Raw genomic sequence first — 17,708 nt, 5'->3', positions numbered from 1 at the left:
CAAACCGTACCCTGAACATTAAACTCACCGATAGCGGCCAGACCATATTGCGCGCCCGCTATATCAGGAGGAACGATTCTCTTATGTCGAACGATCAGCTTATGCGTCTAAATCCTAGTCGTCGCGATGTGATGAAAAGCGGTGCAGCGCTTGCTGGCGCAGCGTTGATCACAACGCCCTTGCGCGGGCTTGCTGCATTTCAGGCGGCCGTATCATCTTATGCGACGCCAATCGCTAGCCCTTATGGCCCGATTTCTCCGAAAGCAGACTTGAACACGGGTCTTGAACTTTTACAGCTTCCGGAAGGCTTTTCATATCGCTCAATGGGTTGGACCGGTGAGCCAATGAGTAATGGTCAGCCGACACCACCACGTCATGACGGCATGGCCGTTGTTGAGGAGCGTGGACCTCTAACAATGCTCATCCGTAACCACGAAAATGGCGTCGTGAATGACCTAAACGGAAACCCGTTTGGGCTAATCGATGCGCGCGCGATCTATGATGATGCGGTCAATGCAGAACTCGGTGCGCCAAAAGGTGTTTCCGGCGGCACGACGACCGTCATTTTGCGCAATGGCGAGTATTACAAAACCCTTCCGTCATTAGGCGGTACGCTTACAAATTGCGCTGGCGGTGCCACCCCGTGGGGTACTTGGTTGACCTGCGAGGAGACAACGACAGACCTTCGTCCACTGGGCGGCAAAAAACATGGCTATGTGTTTGAAGTAACCTGGAACGGCAATAAGCGCTCTGCGGAGCCGATCGTTGAGATGGGCCGCTTTGCCCACGAAGCCGTTGCGGTCAATCCATTGTCGGGCACAGTCTATCTGACCGAAGACCGCCGTAATATGGCCGCGCTCTATAAATATGTCCCTGACTTTCCGCAATTCCGTTTCGGTGCATTGGCCAAAGGCGGATCGCTTTATGCAGCAAAAGTTGTCGGTGAGGAGAATGTCGACATTAATGCGCCGGCGATTGGGGATAGCTATCAACTTGAATGGGTTCGCATCGAAGAACCAGACGCCGATCCGGAAGAATATTCAGACCAGATCGTTTCAGGTGAGGCGAGTGGCCCGTTCATTCAAGCGCGCGCCAAAGGTGGTATCCGCATGAGCCGCGGTGAGGGCTGTTGGTATTCGACCAAAGATGGCTTGATCTATTTCGTCGATACGGGCGCGGGCGTCGACAGCAATGGTCGTCCGGGTCGCGGCGATGGCGCGGTTTGGGCACTTGACCCTAATCGTGATGTCATGACCTGTATTTATGTTTCGTCGAACCCATTGGCCGGAAACAACGCAGACAACATTACGGTAAGCCCACGTGGCGGGATCGTTCTTTGTGAAGACGGCGGCGGTGTCGAAGATGACTTTGGCTTCGGTGAACGGCTTTTGGGCCTGACACCTTCGGGGGCACCATTCATCTTTGCCAAGAATAATATTCAGCTTGACAACAGCGATATCGTGAAGGCCGGGCTTTCTTCTGCGTTCATCGAAGAAGGTGATTTCCGCAATAAGGAATGGTGTGGTGCGTGCTTTAACGCCTCCGGCGACACGTTGTTCGTGAACGTGCAAACACCTGGCGTAACGCTAGCGATCTATGGCCCATGGGGCGCAGGCCCGATTTAGGCGCGTAGCGTAACAAGCCTCCGGGCCTCGTCTCGGTGCCCGCCGTTCATATGTCACTAACGGCGGGCACCAATTATTTTCTAAAATTAGCAAATTGCCAAAGAAATGTTTCGAGAGACTCTGAAGGCTTCGTGTTAATTGCGCATTAATCAGTGCAGATCCTTAGCCCCGCAAACCTTTACTCATTAGGTTCAAATTTCGGTACGGGTCGTGCGTCCGCCTCGTGTGATGTACGTGCTATTCCATTTTTTGTTATATCTTCGATCAACCACTCCATCTCTTGAATCTCTCGGCGCTGCGCGCGGATAATATCGTCCGCCAATGCTCGCACCCGAACATCTTCAATTTTTGATCGTTCACTCGTAAGGATGGCTATCGAATGATGAGGGATCATTGCGTTCATATAAGAACGGTCTTCGACAATCGATTGAGTGCGCATTAGCCAAAGAGCAATAATGAAAACACCAACACTCAATATGTAAATTCCGATGTTAATTTTCGTGTTGCGATACATGCCAAGCATGAAAGTCAACATGACCATGCCCATCCCAGCACCCATGATAAGCACCATGTAAAATCTGGTCTCACTGAACCGAATATGGGCTACTTCGTAAGTGTGGAGATACATGAGTGCGAACATTACTATCATAGAAGTCGCAATCATCGCGGCGAAACGCCAATAGCGTTCAGACTTTTCGCTCATGCAGCTCTCCCATTAGAATTCTTGAATCATTTTTCCGCATTGTCTTTCAAGGAAACGCATCCATTCCTCCAATAGTTCCTAAGAGATATTAACCTGCTCTTGGTCACTGCGGCTCTATTTTCAAAGCCGCGCCCTTTGCACATCCGTGAGGATAAGGACGGCACCGGACGGGCGACGCGATCAAATAAGTTCGTCAATTTTCGTCAAAAAAACAGACGTTCACGGGCAGTTCCGTACAAAAGGACACAAACCGGGGCATTTAAGAAAGGCCCCAAGCCCAGTGTTTAAATCATATTTTATGCGGGTTTTACTGGTGCTGCCGGAGAGAATTGAACTCTCGGCCTCTCCCTTACCAAGGGAGTGCTCTACCCCTGAGCTACGGCAGCGATTCTGAAAAGACATCCAGAAAGAGGCGGCGGTATAGCGCGTGAAGTGCGGCTTGGGAAGCACCAAACGGAAAAAACAGGCACTTAGCCGCTGAGACCAAAAAACGCCAAAATATCGGCTCCGACGCGGCGGGGTTTGCGGGTTTTCGCATCGATGAGGCACCAGTCCGTCACGACTTTTGCGGAGAACCGCGGCGAGTCAGGTTTGCGAATGTCGACGTGGCGTTCAAAGCGGGGTCCCGCAGCCCGGCCGAGCCATGTCCGGATTTCGACCGTCTCTCCCTCTAAAACCTGTTCGCGATAGTCAATTTCGTGGCGAAGGGCGACCCAAACCGCTTCTTGGCGCAAATCAGCACTCGCGACGCTATTCCAATGGGCGACAGCGATATCCTGAGCCCAAACGAGATAAACCGCATTATTTACATGGCCGAGTTCATCGATATCGTCCTTTTGGGCGATACGCGTCATTATAGGCCCAGTGTCAAAGGACTGCGCGCCGATCAGATTTCCGCTTAAACGCTGCATTTGTGTCATGATCACGGGTTTACGGCATCATGTCGCCATGGGAAAGCGTAGAAATCACCACGCGCTCATGCGGCTAATGCGCTTGACGCCAGCCGCGGCAGGGCTTTTAGTCCGCCGCTACGCTGACTAGGTATGAACCAAAGCAAAGAGTTGATCCAATTGGATAAGAAGCAGGAAAAACCCCAAGATTGTCGAGAGACTGCCACGAAAAAGCCGGCCTCCGTCAACAAGGACAAGCGCGAGGATAAAGAGGCCCGCTTGGCCGCTGCCTTGCGCGCCAATCTGCGTCGTCGCAAAGCAGGTCCAACCGGGACTGACAAAAAGGATAATTGATGGATAAGTTGGCGATCATTGGCGGCAGACCGCTTTATGGGGAAATCCCGATAAGCGGCGCGAAAAACTCGGCCCTGAAGGTTATGGCTGCATCGCTGTTGAGCGACGCGCCGTTGAAGCTTTTAAACGTCCCGCGTCTCGCAGATGTGGACATGCTTTTGCGTCTTCTTGAGCAACATGGTGCCGTCAGTGAGTTTGAAGGTTCGACCCTTACGCTGCATGCAAAAGACATAATCTCGACCGAAGCACCATATGATCTCGTGCGAAAAATGCGCGCTAGTTTCAACGTGTTAGGACCTCTTCTTGCGCGAGAAGGCAAGGCGAAAGTATCGCTTCCGGGCGGCTGTGCGATTGGGGCACGTCCGGTCGATTTACACCTTAAGGCGCTTACAGCGATGGGCGCGAAAATTGAGCTCGACGAGGGGTATGTTTTTGCAGAAGCCCCAGACGGCCTCAAGGGCGCGGATATCGCATTTCCTTTTGTGTCGGTCGGCGCAACGGAACATGCCATGCTCGCCGCTGTGCGTGCCAAGGGCACCACGACCATCGAAAACGCTGCGCGCGAACCAGAGATCGCTGATCTTGCCAATTGCCTCAACGCTATGGGGGCGAATGTTTCTGGCGCGGGTAGCTCAACAATTACGATTGAAGGTGTGGCCGCATTAAATGGAGCGGAACATGCGGTCCTGCCGGACCGTATCGAAACCGGTGCCTATATTATGGCCGTCGCAGCGACCGGAGGCGAGCTAACACTGAAAGGCGCGCGGGCTGATTTACTCGGCGCTGCGTGGGCGGTTCTAGAAGAGGTTGGTATCGATCTTGAGGAACTGGACGATGGATTGCGTGTTAAGCGCGCTGGCGAACGTTGCACGGCGACTGATATCGTTACGCAACCATTCCCCGGTTTTCCGACCGATCTTCAGGCGCAGTTTATGGCGCTTATGACGACCGCAGATGGCGTGTCTACGATCAAAGAAACCATCTTTGAAAATCGTTTTATGCACGCGCCGGAACTTGGGCGAATGGGGGCGAAAATCTCCGTTGACGGACAAACCGCAACCGTTCGGGGTGTTGCGCGATTAAAAGGCGCCCCGGTAATGGCGACTGATTTGCGTGCGTCTATGTCATTGGTCATCGCGGGGCTAGCGGCCGAAGGGCAAACTATGGTCAATCGCGTTTATCACCTTGATCGCGGCTTTGAACGGCTGGAAGAAAAGCTGCAAGCCTGCGGCGCGTTGATTGAACGGATCAAAGAATAGGAGAGGGCATTGGCCTCGCTCAAAGACTATAAACCCTTACGCCTGATGGCCGGTGATGCGGATGATCTTCAGGTCATTTCTGCTTACCTACAAGACGCGGTCGGTAAAATCGGGGATTTCAGCTACCTTCCCGAACAAAGACGCTTTGCCTTTGTGATGAACCGCTTCCTTTGGGAAAGCGCTGGAAAACGCAAAGTCGGGTCATTTGCGCGGGTACGCGCTGGTATTCATTTTGATGACGTCAAATCAGCGCAATATTCGCGGTTAAAAACCGATACGAAAGACGCTGTAATTGAACTACTTTCGATACGTTTCAGTGCTAAAGACGATGGCGCAGGGGTGATCGACCTTGATTTTGCAGGCGGCGGCGGCATTCGGCTTGATGTCGAAAGCGTCAATTGTTTCATGTCGGACATTTCAGATCCGTGGCGTACGCGCGCCAAACCGGCACACGATGAGTAACGAAGTATGGTTTTGCGACTAGATAGCAGCTCTGCGGATTTTGCTTCCGCGTTTGAGCAATTCATATCAAAAGACCGAGACGGCGGCGCGGATGTTAGTGCAGTCGTCCGGGAAGTGATCAATAAAATCCGCGCTGACGGCATGGATGCTCTTTCAGAGCTGACCCAGAAATTCGACGGGTTCGCACTTAGTGAAGCCAATCTCAAAATCACCGACGCAGAGATTGAAAACGCGGAAAAACAGTGCCGCGCGGAAGATTTAAAGGCGCTTGATTTTGCCGCCGATAGAATTCGCAGCTATCACCTAAAACAGCTTCCGAAAGATGAGCGTTACACGGATGATATGGGTGTGACCCTCGGCTGGCGTTGGAACGCCGTCGATGCGGCTGGATTATATGCGCCAGGCGGACGCGCCGCTTATCCTTCGAGCGTGTTGATGAATGCGATCCCGGCTCAGGTCGCGGGGGTTGAGCGACTAGCCTTGGTAACCCCCGCGCCAGGCGGCGAGATGAACCCGCTCGTGTTAGCAGCGGCCAAGCGCGCCGGCATAACTGAGATCTACCGTATCGGGGGCGCACAAGCGATTGCGGCGCTTGCTTATGGTGCTGGCCCGATTGCGCCGGTTGATGTCATCGTAGGGCCGGGCAATGCCTATGTGGCCGAGGCGAAACGGCAGGTATTTGGTAAAGTAGGTATCGATAGCATCGCAGGGCCATCGGAAATCCTTGTCGTCGCTGACGGTCAGAACGAGCCTGCTTGGATCGCTGCTGATTTGCTATCGCAGGCGGAGCACGACCCTTCGTCACAAAGCATTCTTATCACTGACGATGCGCAATTTGCGGATCGCGTATCTAATGCGGTTGATGAGCAAATTGCGGAGAGTGAGCGCAAAGAGATTACCGCAGCGGCGTGGCACGATAATTCGGCGATCATCGTCGTAGGAACCCTTGATGAAGCGCCCGCAATCGTCGATCGGATTGCGCCGGAGCACCTTGAGTTAGCCATCGAGGCCCCGGAAGAACTCCTGACTAAAATCCGTCACGCGGGCGCAATATTCATGGGCCGTTATACACCCGAGGCAGTCGGCGATTATGTTGCGGGTCCAGATCACGTTCTTCCAACGGTTCACTCGGCTCGCTACGCTTCAGGTTTGTCTGTGCTTGATTTTATGAAACGCACATCCATCATTGGGTGTGATGCGGACGCCTTGGCGAAGATTGGTCCTGCCGCAGCGACCCTTGCGGACGCAGAAGGCTTACCGAGCCACGCAAACTCTGTACGGGTACGGCTAAAATAGACCTTAAGCGGGGAAGGCGAATTCTTCGCCGCTTTCCTTCCAAGTCGGATATTTTTTCATCACAGATTTGAAAATTTCCGATTCCATCAATTCAGAAAGCCAACGCTGTACATTGGGCAGGTCTGTCTCGTCGAACCAATCCATATCCGCAATGCGAAATTGCCGAACAAACGGAAAAATTGCCATATCCGCGAGGCCCCGTTTTTGACCTGCAATATAGGGGGCGTCGTCGAGCTTAGCTTCCAGTTTGCGCAAAAACGCAACGCCCGCCTCGCGATGCTCCAGTGCGTCTACATCTTCATACCGAGTAGAGTATTTGTAGCGATCGAGGTGGTGCTTGAACGGTCCGTCATTTTCCTCAATGAGAGAAAAATCTGCTTTCTCAAGCCAGGCTTCGGGGTCGTGACGCCCAAGCGCCCACCGCATAATGGCGATACTCTCGTCAACAACCTTGTCATCGGCGACAAGCACTGGCACGGTCGCTTTTGGGGATGCTTCAATCATTTCATCGGGCTTGTCGCGTAAAACGATTTCGCGAAGCCGTACATTTTGGCCGCTAACCGCCAGCGCCATCCGCGCACGCATGGCATAAGGGCAACGACGAAAAGAATAGAGGATCGGTAAAGACATTTATCCCTCCGATTTTGGTGTCTGCATTCCTATATGGGTTTCGCCGCGCGCTTTTGCGAGTTCGACTTGTTTCTGTCGTTCAGCAAAATTGCGCTTTTGCTCTTCGGTCAGGCGGTCATGGCAATTCGGGCAGGATACGCCCGGGCGATAATGTTCAGACTGTTTGTCTTCTTCGGTGATGGGCTGGCGGCAAGCGTGGCACATGTCATAGGAGCCGGGTTCAAGATCATGGCCAACCGAAACGCGATTATCAAATACGAAACATTCGCCATTCCAACGGCTTTCTTCCTTCGGAACGGTTTCTAGGTATTTCAGTATCCCGCCTTTTAGGTGAACAACATCATCGACACCTTCGGAACGAAGAAAGGCCGTCGATTTCTCGCAGCGAATACCGCCAGTACAAAACATCGCTACTTTTTTAACCTGGTTCTCTTCGCGAAATTTTCGGAACCATTCCGGGAATTCGCGGAAAGATTTCGTTTTTGGATTAATCGCACCCTCAAAGGTCCCTATACTGACTTCGTAATCATTGCGCGTGTCGATAACGATTGTATCCGGGTCGGAGATGACATTGTTCCAGTCATGTGGCTCCACATACATTTCGTGGCTTTTTTCCGGCTCGATATCACCAACACCCATCGTCACAATTTCCTTTTTGAGGCGGACTTTCATCCGCAAAAAAGGGTTTTCGTCGGCATAAGACTCTTTCCATTCAAGGTCAGAGCAACCGGGCAGGGATTTAAGATGCGACAGAACGCGATCAATGCCCGCCCGAGGGCCGGCAATTGTTCCGTTTACCCCTTCCTTAGCGAGTAAAATCGTGCCCCGGACATCGGCATCCATAGCCTCATCGTGTAACGGGGCCTGATATTCAGCGTAATCCGGGAGCGCGGCAAATTTGTAAAAAGCAGCAACAACTATATTCGACATGGGGGGCGTCATACGCGAGCAAGCGCTCAGGCTCAACTAGAACCCGTAGATAAGTGATGCCTTAGCGATTGTATCGGTATTTTCGCTATCTTCCGGTGGATCGGTCTCATAGCGGTATTCAAAGGATAACCCTGTCGAAATATCGCCCCAAATCTTGGTGGTTAGAGAAGATACGGATTCAATCGTCGTTGTAGGTTCTGTCCAGGTTACGGTGACATCTTGTTCGAATTTCACCCCTTCGCGGATCAGCCAAATAAACTCATTCGACGCATAAAGCGCGAAAGATTGGTCGATTTCCTTACTGTCCGCGATTGGCGAGTATCGATAACCCGGACCGCCCTCGACCTTCCAGGTGAATTCATTGGCCTGTTTGAAGTAATAACCAAGACCGAGACCGCCAAACATCCGGTAATCAAAGCCCGTGAACTGGTCTTCGTCGAAAGATACACGGCCATAGGCATAACTGCGGTCGCTGACATTGACGTCTAGCTGATATGAGCCGCCCCAACGTTTTTGGTTGGTTACGCCATTCGATTCCCCAAGGTCGATATAACCCTTGAAATTATGGGTCAGGCGCTGGGTACTACGCTTTGCATCGACCAAAATGCCGATGCTCGCATTTTCCGAATTCCCCGTTGATAGCTGTCCAGAGGCCTGTGCTTTACCGGTCCAAGGCTCGAGCGCGAATAGCCCAGCAGAGGGTTTTGGCTTGGCGGCGAGGGTCTTTTTCGGCTGCTTTTTTTGTTTTGGCGGTTCAGGCGGCGTGAAAGCGGCGATTTTTTCGCTGGTTTGTGCAACGATTTGATCCGCATAATCGGGAAAAACCGCCTTAACCGCGTTTGCTACAGCGGCGATCTCTTCTGGCGATTCGGTCTTATAGGCCTCGTCGAGCAGTGCCTGAGCGATATCAGGGATGGCCGGGCTTTCTTGCGCTTGAGCGGTTGAAACTAAAAACAAAGGGACCGCATAAAGCGCAGGCATAAGCTTGGGCATCGGGACAGGCTCGTTACTCTTAAACTGTAAGTATTAGTGGCTAAGGAAGTCGCACGCTTTTCTTTATAACGCAAGTTGACGAATGGCTACGTGACTGGCAAGGCGCAGCCGGTTAATAAAGATCATGAACCGAGTCGGAGCGGGGATGACTGGCGACGAGAAAAACCAAGCGAAGCTATATATCGTCAAGATTGAGCTTGACGAACGCTCCCTCGCGCCCGCGACAGCCGATATCGAGCATGAGCGGAAAGTCGCCGTTTATGATCTGCTTGAGGAAAACTATTTTCATCCCGTTGGTGCCGAGAGCGGTCCATTTGAACTGTATTTGTCGAATATAGAGCGCCGGTTGGTTTTCGATGTTCGCATGGCGGGCGGACAGGCGCTCGGCCAAGTTCATCTGTCGATGACGCCGTTTCGGCGCATCATCAAAGACTATTTCATGTTGTGTGAGAGTTACTACGACGCCATCCGCACGGCAGCACCAGCGCAGATTGAGACAATCGATATGGCGCGGCGCGGCATGCACAATGAGGGTTCCGAGATATTACAAGAACGCCTCAAAGATAAGATTGAATTAGATGAAAACACTGCACGGCGATTATTTACGCTGATATGCAGTTTCCATATGCGGTGAGAACCAAATGACAAGCAATGTGCTTTTTGCATGTAATATGAATTCCGTGCGTTCGCCTATGGCGGCCGCATTGCTGCGCCTCAAAGCCGGAAATTCGCTGCGCGTTGATTCAGCGGGAATTTACGAAGGCGGGCTCGATCCATTCGTTGAAATTGTCATGAATGAATTGGGCGTCGCGATGCATGATCACGAGCCGAAAACGCTGAATGACGTCGATCTGGAGAGCTTTGACGTCGTCATCGCACTGACCCCGGAAGCTGCGGTAGAAGCGCGCCGAAAGTTGCCTCGGGCGGCAATCGAGTTCTGGGATATCGAAAATCCCTCCGAAGAACGCGGGGGACGGGACGCCATCGTCGCGTCCTATAAGAGAGTAAGGGACACACTAAAGGAAAAGATTGAGCGCAGGTTCGCTGATATCAAGGAAAAGTCTTGATTTTCGTGGCCTTAGGAACCAAGGTTCCGCGCGGATTCAGGGTGGGTGAACCACCGCTAGGGGATTATCAAGGTTGAGACGCCTATGGCAAAGGAAGAATTGCTAGAGTTTGAAGGGGTTGTTGAAGAACTCCTCCCGAATGCGACATTCCGGGTAAAACTCGAAAATGATCATATGATTATCGCGCATACCGCCGGGAAAATGCGCAAGAACCGTATTCGGGTTCTCGTTGGCGATAAGGTTCTGGTGGAAATGACACCATACGACCTGACAAAAGGCCGTATTTCCTATCGCTTTAAGTAAACCGATCTCCGCAATGCCAAAATCGCCATTAATCCTTGCTAGCGCCAGCCCGCGGCGCAAGGCGCTATTGGCGCAGATTGGCGTCACGCCAGACAAAATCATTCCGGCCGATATTGACGAAACGGAACAGCCTGGCGAACGCGCATATCATTATGTCGAGCGACTTGCCCGCGAAAAAGCCGAGAAAGTTGCGCAAGACAATGCGCCAGCTTTTGTGCTGGGGTCAGATACGGCTGTTGCCTGTGGGCGGCGAATTTTACCAAAATCAGAAGACGAAAACACGGCGCGTGAATGTTTAACGTTGTTGTCTGGCAGATCTCACCGGGTTTATAGCGGCGTTGCATTGGTGACGCCCGATGGTCGTGTTCTCAGCCGAGCAGTCGAGACGCGCGTCAAAGTTCGTGTTCTCGATCAACAGGCGATCGATGAATATATTGAATGCGGAGAATGGGATGGCAAGGCCGGCGGCTATGCCATTCAAGGGTTATTCTCCAAACATATAGTCATGATCACAGGCTCCCATTCAAACGTCGTTGGTTTACCGCTTTTTGAGACAGCTAACCTCCTTGACGGTGCCGGGTACAAGAAGTGAGCAGTCATCTGATTATTGAATGTGGTGTAGCGCAAACGCGCGCAGCATTATTACAGGATGATCAGGTTTCTCAATTTTGGTTTGGCCCTGCTCGCGGTGATGAAGCCGTAGACATTGAACCGCGAGAAGGGCGGCGCTTCATCGGAAAAATTTCCCGCATCGATAATAGCTTGAATGCTGCATTTATTGCCTTGAACGATAAGCAATCCGGTTTCTTATCCATAAAACCTAAATTCAAAGATGCGTGTGTCGAAGGTGCTTTTATTGAAATAGAAGTAAAAACGCCGCCGCGACAGGAAAAAGGCGCAGAACTGATTTTCATCGATCCGTGTAGCGACCAAAAAACGATCGGTAGGTCAGAACCGATCAAGGATGCCGCGATTGAGCCATTCGATGCTTTAGGTGCTGATTTTGACTGCATTACAATAGATGATGGCGATGCGGTTCAGGTGTTGATCAAAGCGGGCCTGAAAAACATCGATCATTTCAGCAAGCCCACAAGCTTGTTTGAAGCTTACGAATTGACGCAAGAATTTGAACGCGCGTTGGAGCGGAAAGTCGAACTGAATAACCGCGGTGCAATTATAATTGACGAAGCGCAGGCGCTTACTTCAATCGATGTTGATACCGGAGCAATGATTGCCGCATCATCGGCGAGGTTACGAGAGCGCGTGGCCTACGCTGCGGCGGATGAGCTTTTCCGACAAATCAGCATTCGGAATATTAGCGGTCATGTCGTTGTGGATTTTCCTTCGATCACCAGCGCAAAAGCGAGAGCCAAATTTTCATCCCATCTTTCGGAGCGTTCGAAAGGCGTCAGCGGGCTGAAATCGCCGAGCTTTTCCAGATCGGGCCTCTATAGCTTTTTACTCCCTCGGCGGGGCTTGAGTTTGCTCGATCAACTCACCGAATTTTCCGGTGGTGAGCCGGTTTCCGGGCGGGTGTTCACGGTTGAAACCGCGGCAAAAATGGCGATATGGGCGCTAGAGAGTGCACTCAAAGAAAATACGAGTAACACCGTGGATCTTGGGGTAGGCGCAGCAATTGCAAAATATTTGGCCGAGAAGCCGGTCTGGACATCCCGGCTGGAGGCGCGCTATGGCGCTCGTTTCGAAATCTCCGAGAACCCAGCACTGAAGGAGCGGGCATTTGACTGTAGCCAGTAATGACAATTCGGGTGGAAAATGCCCGATATGCAATCAGGCAACGGTGCAGGAATATCTGCCATTTTGCTCGAAACGCTGCGCCGACGTCGATCTCCATCGGTGGCTGAATGGCAGCTATGCGATACCCGCACAAGATGACGATAGCGAAGGCATTAATGAGGATGATCGCATTTAATCCATCCTAGACAACTATTTTGGGTTGTGAGATTATAACAATTCGCGCTAGGGGTACGCCTTATCGCTTAGGGATAGAAGATGACGCTTCGACCGTCGACAATGGGGCCAACTCGGTGGACTGCCATGCTTATCGCAGTGGTCTCCGCGTTTCTGTTGTCACAACTTCTGTCAGCGGCTCACAGCTCTAAATATGGTGACCGGCCCCACCAGCATGATGGCCAGGCTTGTGTTCTGACATTGGTTAAATCGGGTGACGATAAAGCCGTGCCAGCTTCTGCATTCGTGCTTTTTGTGGCGTTTACCGTTTGGCGCGCAGCTGATCAAATTACTCAGACAGAACGCGCGTTAGTCGCAATCCGTGCTGCGCGCCCTCGCGGACCGCCTTCCAAATAACAATCCACTCATTTCTGTGATTGTTGCGCCGACGCATTTGGCTGCGTGCGGCTATTTGGGAGTTAATGCTGTGAAGCGAAATCTATTTATGACAACCGCATGCCTTTCTGCGTGCACGACTTTATTTGTGAATGCCGGTGGGCGTGCACAAGACCTATCGAATGACCATGGTCACGAAGACGATGAAATCATCGTAACGGGATCTCCGATTGCTCATCCAGAACATGAGTCAATTATTGCGGCTTCTGTTCTGACCGAAGCGGATTTAGCCACACGGGGCGAGGCCTCTATTGGCGAATTAATCCGTCAGGAGCCTGGTGTTTCATCGACATTCTTTGGGCCGGCTGCCAGCCGCCCAATCATTCGTGGGCTTGGTGGTGACCGGGTCAGCGTTCTTGATGCGGGTATCGGTTCTATCGACGCATCGACCGTTAGTGACGACCACGCGGTAGCAGTAGAACCTGCGACCGCCGAACGTATCGAAATTGTACGCGGCGCGGCGGCACTCTTCTTCGGAAGTTCGGCTGCTGGCGGTGTCGTCAACGTATTCGATGGCCGTATTCCTAGCGAAGTGCCGGAAGAAGGTATCGATGGTGCGCTCCGCACAAGCTATGGAACGGTGAATGATTCCATCGAGGCCGCTGGCGGTTTTGATGTTCTCCTCGGGAAGTTCGGGGACACTGCCTTGGTCTTCCACGGCGACGGTTTCTATCGGAAAACCGATGATTACGAGATTCCTGGTTTTGCTGAATCCGAAGCGCTTCGTGCTCTAGAGGAAGAAGAGCACGATGATCATGATGACGATGACCATGACGATCATGATGATCACGACGATGAAGCGCATCATGACCATGAGCACGAAGAGGAAGAAGCGTTTGGCTTTGTCGATAATTCCGACATGGTGACCAAAGGCGGTTCAATCGGTGCTTCCTTGATTTTCGAAGATGGTTTCTTCGGTATTTCTGGCAAAACCACCAAATCGAATTACGGCATCCCTGGTGGCGGCCATCATCACCATGAAGAAGAACATGAAGAAGACGAACATGATGATCACGATGACGACGATCATGATGAAGATCACGACGAGGATCATGATGATGAACATGCGCATGGTGAAGAGGACGTGCGCATCGCACTTGAGCAAAAACGTTTCGATGTTCGGGGCGAGTTAAACAAGCCATTCTTCTTCATCGATACAACGAAGGTCCGGTTTGGCTATGCCGACTATGTTCACCGCGAACTCGAAGGTGATGAAGTCGGAACCGAGTTCAACAATACGGGCTATCAGGCTCGCGTTGAATTCCTTGAAAAACGCTTCGGTAATTTCCGCGGCGCGACGGGCTTCCAGTACAAGCACCGTGATTTCGAAGCGATTGGCGCAGAGGCATTCACGCCGCCAAACGTAACAAATCAGTTCGGCGTATTCACCGTGCGTGAATATGAAAATGGCCCGGTCCATGTTCAGGTGGCCGGCCGTTATGAACATACCTCAACTGAGGCCGAATCCATTGCACTGAAACGAACCTTTGACGCATTTAGTGTATCTGCAGGTATCGGCTTCGAGCCAAACGAAAACCTTTTCATAGGCGTAAATGGTCTTCGTACGGAGCGTGCACCGGCACCAGAGGAACTGTTCTCAGACGGCCCGCACCTTGCGACAAATGCGTATGAGGTCGGTGATCCGGATCTTGGTATTGAAACCGCGACGGGCATCGAATCGACTGTTCACGGTGAACTTGGCCCATTGTCGGTCACTGTAAACGGTTTCTATACAAGCTATGATGACTTCGTTGCTCTTATTGCGACTGGCGAAGAAGAAGACGAACTCCCTGTCTTTGAATTCAATGCCCGGGATGCGGTCTTCAAAGGGTTCGAAACACAGATTGAAGCGGATCTCTTTACGGTCGGCGGTTTCGATGTTTCATCATCAGCACAGGTTGATTACGTCCGCGCTAAATTCAAAGACAATGGCGGAAACGTTCCGCGCATTCCGCCATTGCGTTCAATTCTCGGTATCGAAGCAAACTCTTCTTATGTGGATCTTCGTGGCGAAGTCGAACTCGCTGCCAAGCAAGACAAGATTTCCGTGGAAGAGCTTCCGACTGATGGTTATGCGCTCGTAAATCTAGCGATGACCTGGCGTCCGGGCGGGAAAGGTCACGGCCTTTCCGTTCAGTTCCGTGCCGACAACCTTACTGACGAAGAAGCGCGTTTGCATACTTCGTTCCTGAAAGACGTTGCGTCGTTACCAGGCCGCAATTTCAAAGTGACCCTTCGCGGGGAATTTTAAAAATAACGGTGCCCGCGTTTTGCGCGGGCACCGCTTTCCTATCCATTAAAGAGTATCGACTGCGGGCGGCTTGGTCATGCTCGCAAATTGCTGACTTTCTTGCTCATCGAGCTTTTCATCATCATTGGCGTCAGCTTCATCAAATTGCGCAACACGCGTTTCAACCATTTCTGTTTCTGAAATCGCTTCATCGCCATTGCTGATTTCCGCAAAGGTTTCTTCTGCGGATTTCTCTTGTGCGGGCGCTTCTGCAATTTCTGCGGCATGATCGGCGCGAGGCTCATTTGTCAGCGCTGGTTCATTGACCGGCGCATGGACAGATGCATAGGCCAAAAATTCTGACTTATCGATTTGTCCGTCACCATCTAGGTCGGCTTGTGCAAATTCAGATTCCGCAAATAATTTGGCCTCATCGCGGGTTTCAACCTGAGATGCATCTACGATTTTTGTTTCGGAATCTAATTTCGTGGCTTCAACCTTTGGTGTGTCCTGCGCGCATGCAGCTGTTGTTAACAATGCGATTGCGGACGCGCTAATCAGTGATGATCGTAACATGGGGTTGCTCCTTTGTTATCTTCCTGAACACGTAGCGTGAATACGCCGTGCAGTGATAAAGTTAGGAGCTGTTCGAAATAATGTAAGTTAAGCCTGTGTCATGACGTCCTTGTCATGACATCAATTTAATCAATTATTGTTGGAACTCTTTATAGATCTTTGCGTTTAAAGCGGCCCTCGCGGGCAAACATGTCGCGTAAGTTCACTGACGATTTCTGCCCGATTTTTTCAAAATTATCTTCGAGCCAGCTATCGGCGATTGCACGGCCTTTTTCTTTCAGCCCCGAAAGGAACGCCCAATCGGTTCTGAATTTTGTAGAAACATCAAAATCCATAAGCGCTTCGTCGGATCGAATGGAATGAATGCGGATATTCCGTAGGCGATCACGATACTCATCTTTTATCCAACCATCATCTAGCAACTTCTGCACAAAATTAATTGCGCGCAATTCCCGCAGCAAAGATGAGTTAAAACTGATCTCATTTATACGATTGCTAATTTCGGTTGGTGTCGTAGGGAGGTCATCACGTTCAATCGGATTTACGTGAACGATAATTATATCCGATGTGTCGGCCTCATAGAAAAACGGGAAAAGGACCGGATTACCCATATAGCCGCCATCCCAATAATGTTCACCGTCAATTTCGACCGCTTTGAAAAGAAACGGAAGACAGGTTGAGGCGCTAACGACATCGACCGACATTTCGTGTGTTTCAAAAACATGCACACGACCATTTCTGACATTCGTCGCGGCGACAAACAGCCTGGTTTTATCGCAATCGCGCAGGCTTTCGAAATCAATGCATTGGTCAAGAATTTCTCGAAGTGGATTTATGTCGAACGGATTAAATTGATAGGGCGAAAGTGCGCGCGTGATGGTTTCAAACATCTGATAAGAGAATGCGTTCACGAGGTCTGTCGCACCGACAGCCATTGGAAAAGGGTTAGCTTTAACGGGACTATAGCGTTCGCCCGCGCGGCTAATCTGTTTCCATAGGTTGTCTAATGCCTCACGCGCCCCCTCGCAGCCGCCTTTATGGAGGCCATAGGCGAGGGCGGTCGCGTTGACGGCCCCCGCACTTGAGCCTGAAATCGAGTCGATCTCTAAGCGTTCATCCTCAAGCAGACGATCCGCAACGCCCCATGTGACGGCTCCGTGTGAGCCGCCACCCTGAAAGGCAAGATTTATCTTTTTAGGCGCTGCCATTATTTCGCGACCCAGCCACCATCAATCTGGTGGGCTGCGCCAGTAATTTGTGCCGCATGATCAGAACAGAGAAACACCGCCATCGCTCCAACCTGTTCGGTCGTTACAAATTGTTTGGTTGGCTGCGCTTCCAGAATGACTTTCTGAACGACTTCTTCTTCGCTCATGTTGCGCGCTTTGGCAGTATCCGGGATCTGTGCTTCGACCAAGGGCGTTTTAACATAACCAGGACAAATCGCATTGCAGGTCACGCCAAATTCTGCCCCCTCAAGCGCGACAGTTTTTGTCAGCCCGACGACACCGTGTTTTGCAGCGACATACGCGGCTTTGAACGGGGAAGCGACTAATCCGTGTGCGGAAGCCACATTGATGATGCGCCCAAACCCGCGTTCTTTCATTCCTTTGAAAACAGCCTTGGTCGTATGAAACGCTGAGGTTAGATTAATGGCAATGATGGCGTCCCATTTCTCGGTAGGGAAATCTTCAATAGGCGAGACAAATTGAATGCCCGCATTATTTACGAGTATATCAATCTGGCCAAACGCAATTTCGGCTTCCTTGATCAAGTCATCAATTTGGTCCGGTTTGGTCATATCCGCGCCGTTATAGCGGACATCAACATTGTATTTTTCGGCCAGCCCTGCGCGCGTCGCTTCGATTTCGTCCGCATCACCGAAGCCGTTCAGCATGACGTTCCACCCTTCAGCAGCGAAGGAGGTCGCAATTCCGAGGCCAATTCCCGAGGTAGAACCAGTGATGACGGCGTTGAGCGTTTTAGTCATGTTTTCGTCCTCTGATCAGTTTTCTTTGGTCTA

The 17,708-nt window shown here is 51.5% G+C and carries 20 protein-coding genes and 1 tRNA gene; 12 read left to right on the top strand and 9 right to left on the bottom strand.

Annotation, left to right across the window (positions count from 1 at the left end):
- Window positions 1-83: 83 nt before the first annotated feature.
- On the top strand, window positions 84-1,625 hold the full coding sequence (locus tag ABFZ83_RS04710) for an alkaline phosphatase PhoX (RefSeq protein ID WP_411818274.1): 1,542 nt from the start codon (window positions 84-86) through the stop codon (window positions 1,623-1,625).
- Window positions 1,626-1,803: 178 nt separating this feature from the next.
- Here the strand turns inward: ABFZ83_RS04710 and ABFZ83_RS04705 are convergent, their stop codons facing one another.
- From ABFZ83_RS04705 to ABFZ83_RS04695, 3 genes are all read right to left on the bottom strand, one after another.
- On the bottom strand, window positions 1,804-2,328 hold the full coding sequence (locus ABFZ83_RS04705; RefSeq protein ID WP_411818273.1) for a DUF305 domain-containing protein: 525 nt from the start codon (window positions 2,326-2,328) through the stop codon (window positions 1,804-1,806).
- 311 nt (window positions 2,329-2,639) lie between these two features.
- A tRNA-Thr gene (locus tag ABFZ83_RS04700) sits at window positions 2,640-2,714 on the bottom strand.
- Between the two features lie 84 nt (window positions 2,715-2,798).
- Window positions 2,799-3,182, bottom strand: coding sequence for an acyl-CoA thioesterase (locus tag ABFZ83_RS04695; protein ID WP_411818272.1), 384 nt, complete (start codon window positions 3,180-3,182; stop codon window positions 2,799-2,801).
- A 389-nt stretch (window positions 3,183-3,571) separates the two neighbouring features.
- On the opposite strand from ABFZ83_RS04695, the gene murA reads away from it, so the two are divergent.
- The 3 genes from murA to hisD are packed head-to-tail and all read left to right on the top strand — an operon-like array spanning window position 3,572 to window position 6,589.
- Window positions 3,572-4,831 carry a UDP-N-acetylglucosamine 1-carboxyvinyltransferase gene (gene murA / locus ABFZ83_RS04690; protein ID WP_411818271.1) on the top strand — a complete coding sequence of 420 codons (1,260 nt, stop codon included), beginning with the start codon at window positions 3,572-3,574 and terminating at the stop codon, window positions 4,829-4,831.
- A gap of 9 nt (window positions 4,832-4,840) precedes the next feature.
- Window positions 4,841-5,293, top strand: a complete 453-nt coding sequence (locus ABFZ83_RS04685; RefSeq protein WP_411818270.1) for a DUF2948 family protein — start codon at window positions 4,841-4,843, stop codon at window positions 5,291-5,293.
- 6 nt (window positions 5,294-5,299) lie between these two features.
- Window positions 5,300-6,589: a histidinol dehydrogenase gene (hisD, locus tag ABFZ83_RS04680; protein WP_411818269.1), complete on the top strand. Its 1,290-nt coding sequence runs from the start codon at window positions 5,300-5,302 to the stop codon at window positions 6,587-6,589.
- A gap of 3 nt (window positions 6,590-6,592) precedes the next feature.
- On the opposite strand, the gene ABFZ83_RS04675 is transcribed toward hisD, so the two are convergent.
- Genes ABFZ83_RS04675 through ABFZ83_RS04665 form a run of 3 tightly spaced genes read right to left on the bottom strand, consistent with a single transcriptional unit; the run spans window position 6,593 to window position 9,142 of the window.
- Window positions 6,593-7,219 carry a glutathione S-transferase gene (locus ABFZ83_RS04675; protein ID WP_411818268.1) on the bottom strand — a complete coding sequence of 209 codons (627 nt, stop codon included), beginning with the start codon at window positions 7,217-7,219 and terminating at the stop codon, window positions 6,593-6,595.
- Window positions 7,220-8,149, bottom strand: coding sequence for a rhodanese-related sulfurtransferase (locus tag ABFZ83_RS04670; RefSeq protein WP_411818267.1), 930 nt, complete (start codon window positions 8,147-8,149; stop codon window positions 7,220-7,222).
- A gap of 36 nt (window positions 8,150-8,185) precedes the next feature.
- The gene (locus tag ABFZ83_RS04665; protein WP_411818266.1) at window positions 8,186-9,142 is read right to left on the bottom strand and encodes a YdiY family protein; all 957 of its coding nucleotides are present in this window, start codon (window positions 9,140-9,142) and stop codon (window positions 8,186-8,188) included.
- A gap of 124 nt (window positions 9,143-9,266) precedes the next feature.
- Between ABFZ83_RS04665 and ABFZ83_RS04660 the strand changes: the two genes are divergently transcribed.
- The 8 genes from ABFZ83_RS04660 (at window position 9,267) to ABFZ83_RS04625 (ending at window position 15,130) form a co-directional block, all read left to right on the top strand.
- Window positions 9,267-9,776 carry a UPF0262 family protein gene (locus ABFZ83_RS04660; RefSeq protein ID WP_411818265.1) on the top strand — a complete coding sequence of 170 codons (510 nt, stop codon included), beginning with the start codon at window positions 9,267-9,269 and terminating at the stop codon, window positions 9,774-9,776.
- Window positions 9,777-9,783: 7 nt separating this feature from the next.
- Entirely contained in the window at window positions 9,784-10,209 is a 426-nt protein-coding gene (locus tag ABFZ83_RS04655; RefSeq protein ID WP_411818264.1) for a low molecular weight phosphatase family protein, read from the top strand.
- A gap of 84 nt (window positions 10,210-10,293) precedes the next feature.
- Complete coding sequence (gene infA / locus ABFZ83_RS04650) at window positions 10,294-10,512, top strand: translation initiation factor IF-1 (protein WP_411818263.1); 219 nt, start codon at window positions 10,294-10,296, stop codon at window positions 10,510-10,512.
- A 4-nt stretch (window positions 10,513-10,516) separates the two neighbouring features.
- Window positions 10,517-11,104 (top strand): Maf family protein, encoded by a 588-nt coding sequence (locus ABFZ83_RS04645; protein ID WP_411818801.1) that lies wholly within the window; start codon window positions 10,517-10,519, stop codon window positions 11,102-11,104.
- On the top strand, window positions 11,101-12,270 hold the full coding sequence (locus tag ABFZ83_RS04640; protein WP_411818262.1) for a ribonuclease E/G: 1,170 nt from the start codon (window positions 11,101-11,103) through the stop codon (window positions 12,268-12,270). The genes ABFZ83_RS04645 and ABFZ83_RS04640 overlap by 4 nt, the downstream gene beginning before the upstream one ends.
- Complete coding sequence (yacG, locus tag ABFZ83_RS04635; RefSeq protein WP_411818261.1) at window positions 12,254-12,445, top strand: DNA gyrase inhibitor YacG; 192 nt, start codon at window positions 12,254-12,256, stop codon at window positions 12,443-12,445. Before ABFZ83_RS04640 ends, yacG begins: the two co-directional genes overlap by 17 nt.
- An 80-nt stretch (window positions 12,446-12,525) precedes the next feature.
- Entirely contained in the window at window positions 12,526-12,840 is a 315-nt protein-coding gene (locus ABFZ83_RS04630) for a hypothetical protein (RefSeq protein WP_411818260.1), read from the top strand.
- 88 nt (window positions 12,841-12,928) lie between these two features.
- Window positions 12,929-15,130, top strand: a complete 2,202-nt coding sequence (locus ABFZ83_RS04625; RefSeq protein WP_411818259.1) for a TonB-dependent receptor — start codon at window positions 12,929-12,931, stop codon at window positions 15,128-15,130.
- Between the two features lie 45 nt (window positions 15,131-15,175).
- Here ABFZ83_RS04625 and ABFZ83_RS04620 read toward each other — a convergent pair whose 3' ends face one another.
- The 3 genes from ABFZ83_RS04620 to ABFZ83_RS04610 all read right to left on the bottom strand — a co-directional run bounded on the left by ABFZ83_RS04620 (window position 15,176) and on the right by ABFZ83_RS04610 (window position 17,675).
- A complete protein-coding gene (locus ABFZ83_RS04620) occupies window positions 15,176-15,685 on the bottom strand; it encodes a hypothetical protein (RefSeq protein WP_411818258.1) in 510 nt (169 codons plus the stop codon).
- A gap of 149 nt (window positions 15,686-15,834) precedes the next feature.
- On the bottom strand, window positions 15,835-16,893 hold the full coding sequence (locus tag ABFZ83_RS04615) for a patatin-like phospholipase family protein (RefSeq protein ID WP_411818257.1): 1,059 nt from the start codon (window positions 16,891-16,893) through the stop codon (window positions 15,835-15,837).
- Window positions 16,893-17,675: a 3-hydroxybutyrate dehydrogenase gene (locus ABFZ83_RS04610; protein WP_411818256.1), complete on the bottom strand. Its 783-nt coding sequence runs from the start codon at window positions 17,673-17,675 to the stop codon at window positions 16,893-16,895. Before ABFZ83_RS04610 ends, ABFZ83_RS04615 begins: the two co-directional genes overlap by 1 nt.
- Window positions 17,676-17,708 lie beyond the last annotated feature (33 nt).

Source organism: Hyphococcus formosus, from assembly GCF_046736345.1.
GTDB lineage: Bacteria > Pseudomonadota > Alphaproteobacteria > Caulobacterales > Parvularculaceae > Hyphococcus > Hyphococcus formosus.
The sequence above is the reverse complement of the archived record's forward strand: the minus strand, read 5'-3'. Positions and strand labels throughout refer to the sequence as shown.

What these genes read in the sequence shown, in the direction of transcription:
- ABFZ83_RS04710 (WP_411818274.1), top strand. Translation starts at nt 84, where the DNA reads ATGTCGAACGATCAGCTTATGCGTCTAAATCCTAGTCGTCGCGATGTG.
- ABFZ83_RS04615 (WP_411818257.1), bottom strand. Translation starts at nt 16,893, where the DNA reads ATGGCAGCGCCTAAAAAGATAAATCTTGCCTTTCAGGGTGGCGGCTCA.
- ABFZ83_RS04675 (WP_411818268.1), bottom strand. Translation starts at nt 7,219, where the DNA reads ATGTCTTTACCGATCCTCTATTCTTTTCGTCGTTGCCCTTATGCCATG.
- ABFZ83_RS04655 (WP_411818264.1), top strand. Translation starts at nt 9,784, where the DNA reads ATGACAAGCAATGTGCTTTTTGCATGTAATATGAATTCCGTGCGTTCG.
- infA (WP_411818263.1), top strand. Translation starts at nt 10,294, where the DNA reads ATGGCAAAGGAAGAATTGCTAGAGTTTGAAGGGGTTGTTGAAGAACTC.
- ABFZ83_RS04665 (WP_411818266.1), bottom strand. Translation starts at nt 9,142, where the DNA reads ATGCCCAAGCTTATGCCTGCGCTTTATGCGGTCCCTTTGTTTTTAGTT.
- ABFZ83_RS04660 (WP_411818265.1), top strand. Translation starts at nt 9,267, where the DNA reads ATGAACCGAGTCGGAGCGGGGATGACTGGCGACGAGAAAAACCAAGCG.
- hisD (WP_411818269.1), top strand. Translation starts at nt 5,300, where the DNA reads ATGGTTTTGCGACTAGATAGCAGCTCTGCGGATTTTGCTTCCGCGTTT.
- ABFZ83_RS04670 (WP_411818267.1), bottom strand. Translation starts at nt 8,149, where the DNA reads ATGTCGAATATAGTTGTTGCTGCTTTTTACAAATTTGCCGCGCTCCCG.
- ABFZ83_RS04620 (WP_411818258.1), bottom strand. Translation starts at nt 15,685, where the DNA reads ATGTTACGATCATCACTGATTAGCGCGTCCGCAATCGCATTGTTAACA.
- ABFZ83_RS04610 (WP_411818256.1), bottom strand. Translation starts at nt 17,675, where the DNA reads ATGACTAAAACGCTCAACGCCGTCATCACTGGTTCTACCTCGGGAATT.
- ABFZ83_RS04625 (WP_411818259.1), top strand. Translation starts at nt 12,929, where the DNA reads ATGACAACCGCATGCCTTTCTGCGTGCACGACTTTATTTGTGAATGCC.
- ABFZ83_RS04705 (WP_411818273.1), bottom strand. Translation starts at nt 2,328, where the DNA reads ATGAGCGAAAAGTCTGAACGCTATTGGCGTTTCGCCGCGATGATTGCG.
- ABFZ83_RS04630 (WP_411818260.1), top strand. Translation starts at nt 12,526, where the DNA reads ATGACGCTTCGACCGTCGACAATGGGGCCAACTCGGTGGACTGCCATG.
- murA (WP_411818271.1), top strand. Translation starts at nt 3,572, where the DNA reads ATGGATAAGTTGGCGATCATTGGCGGCAGACCGCTTTATGGGGAAATC.
- ABFZ83_RS04695 (WP_411818272.1), bottom strand. Translation starts at nt 3,182, where the DNA reads ATGACGCGTATCGCCCAAAAGGACGATATCGATGAACTCGGCCATGTA.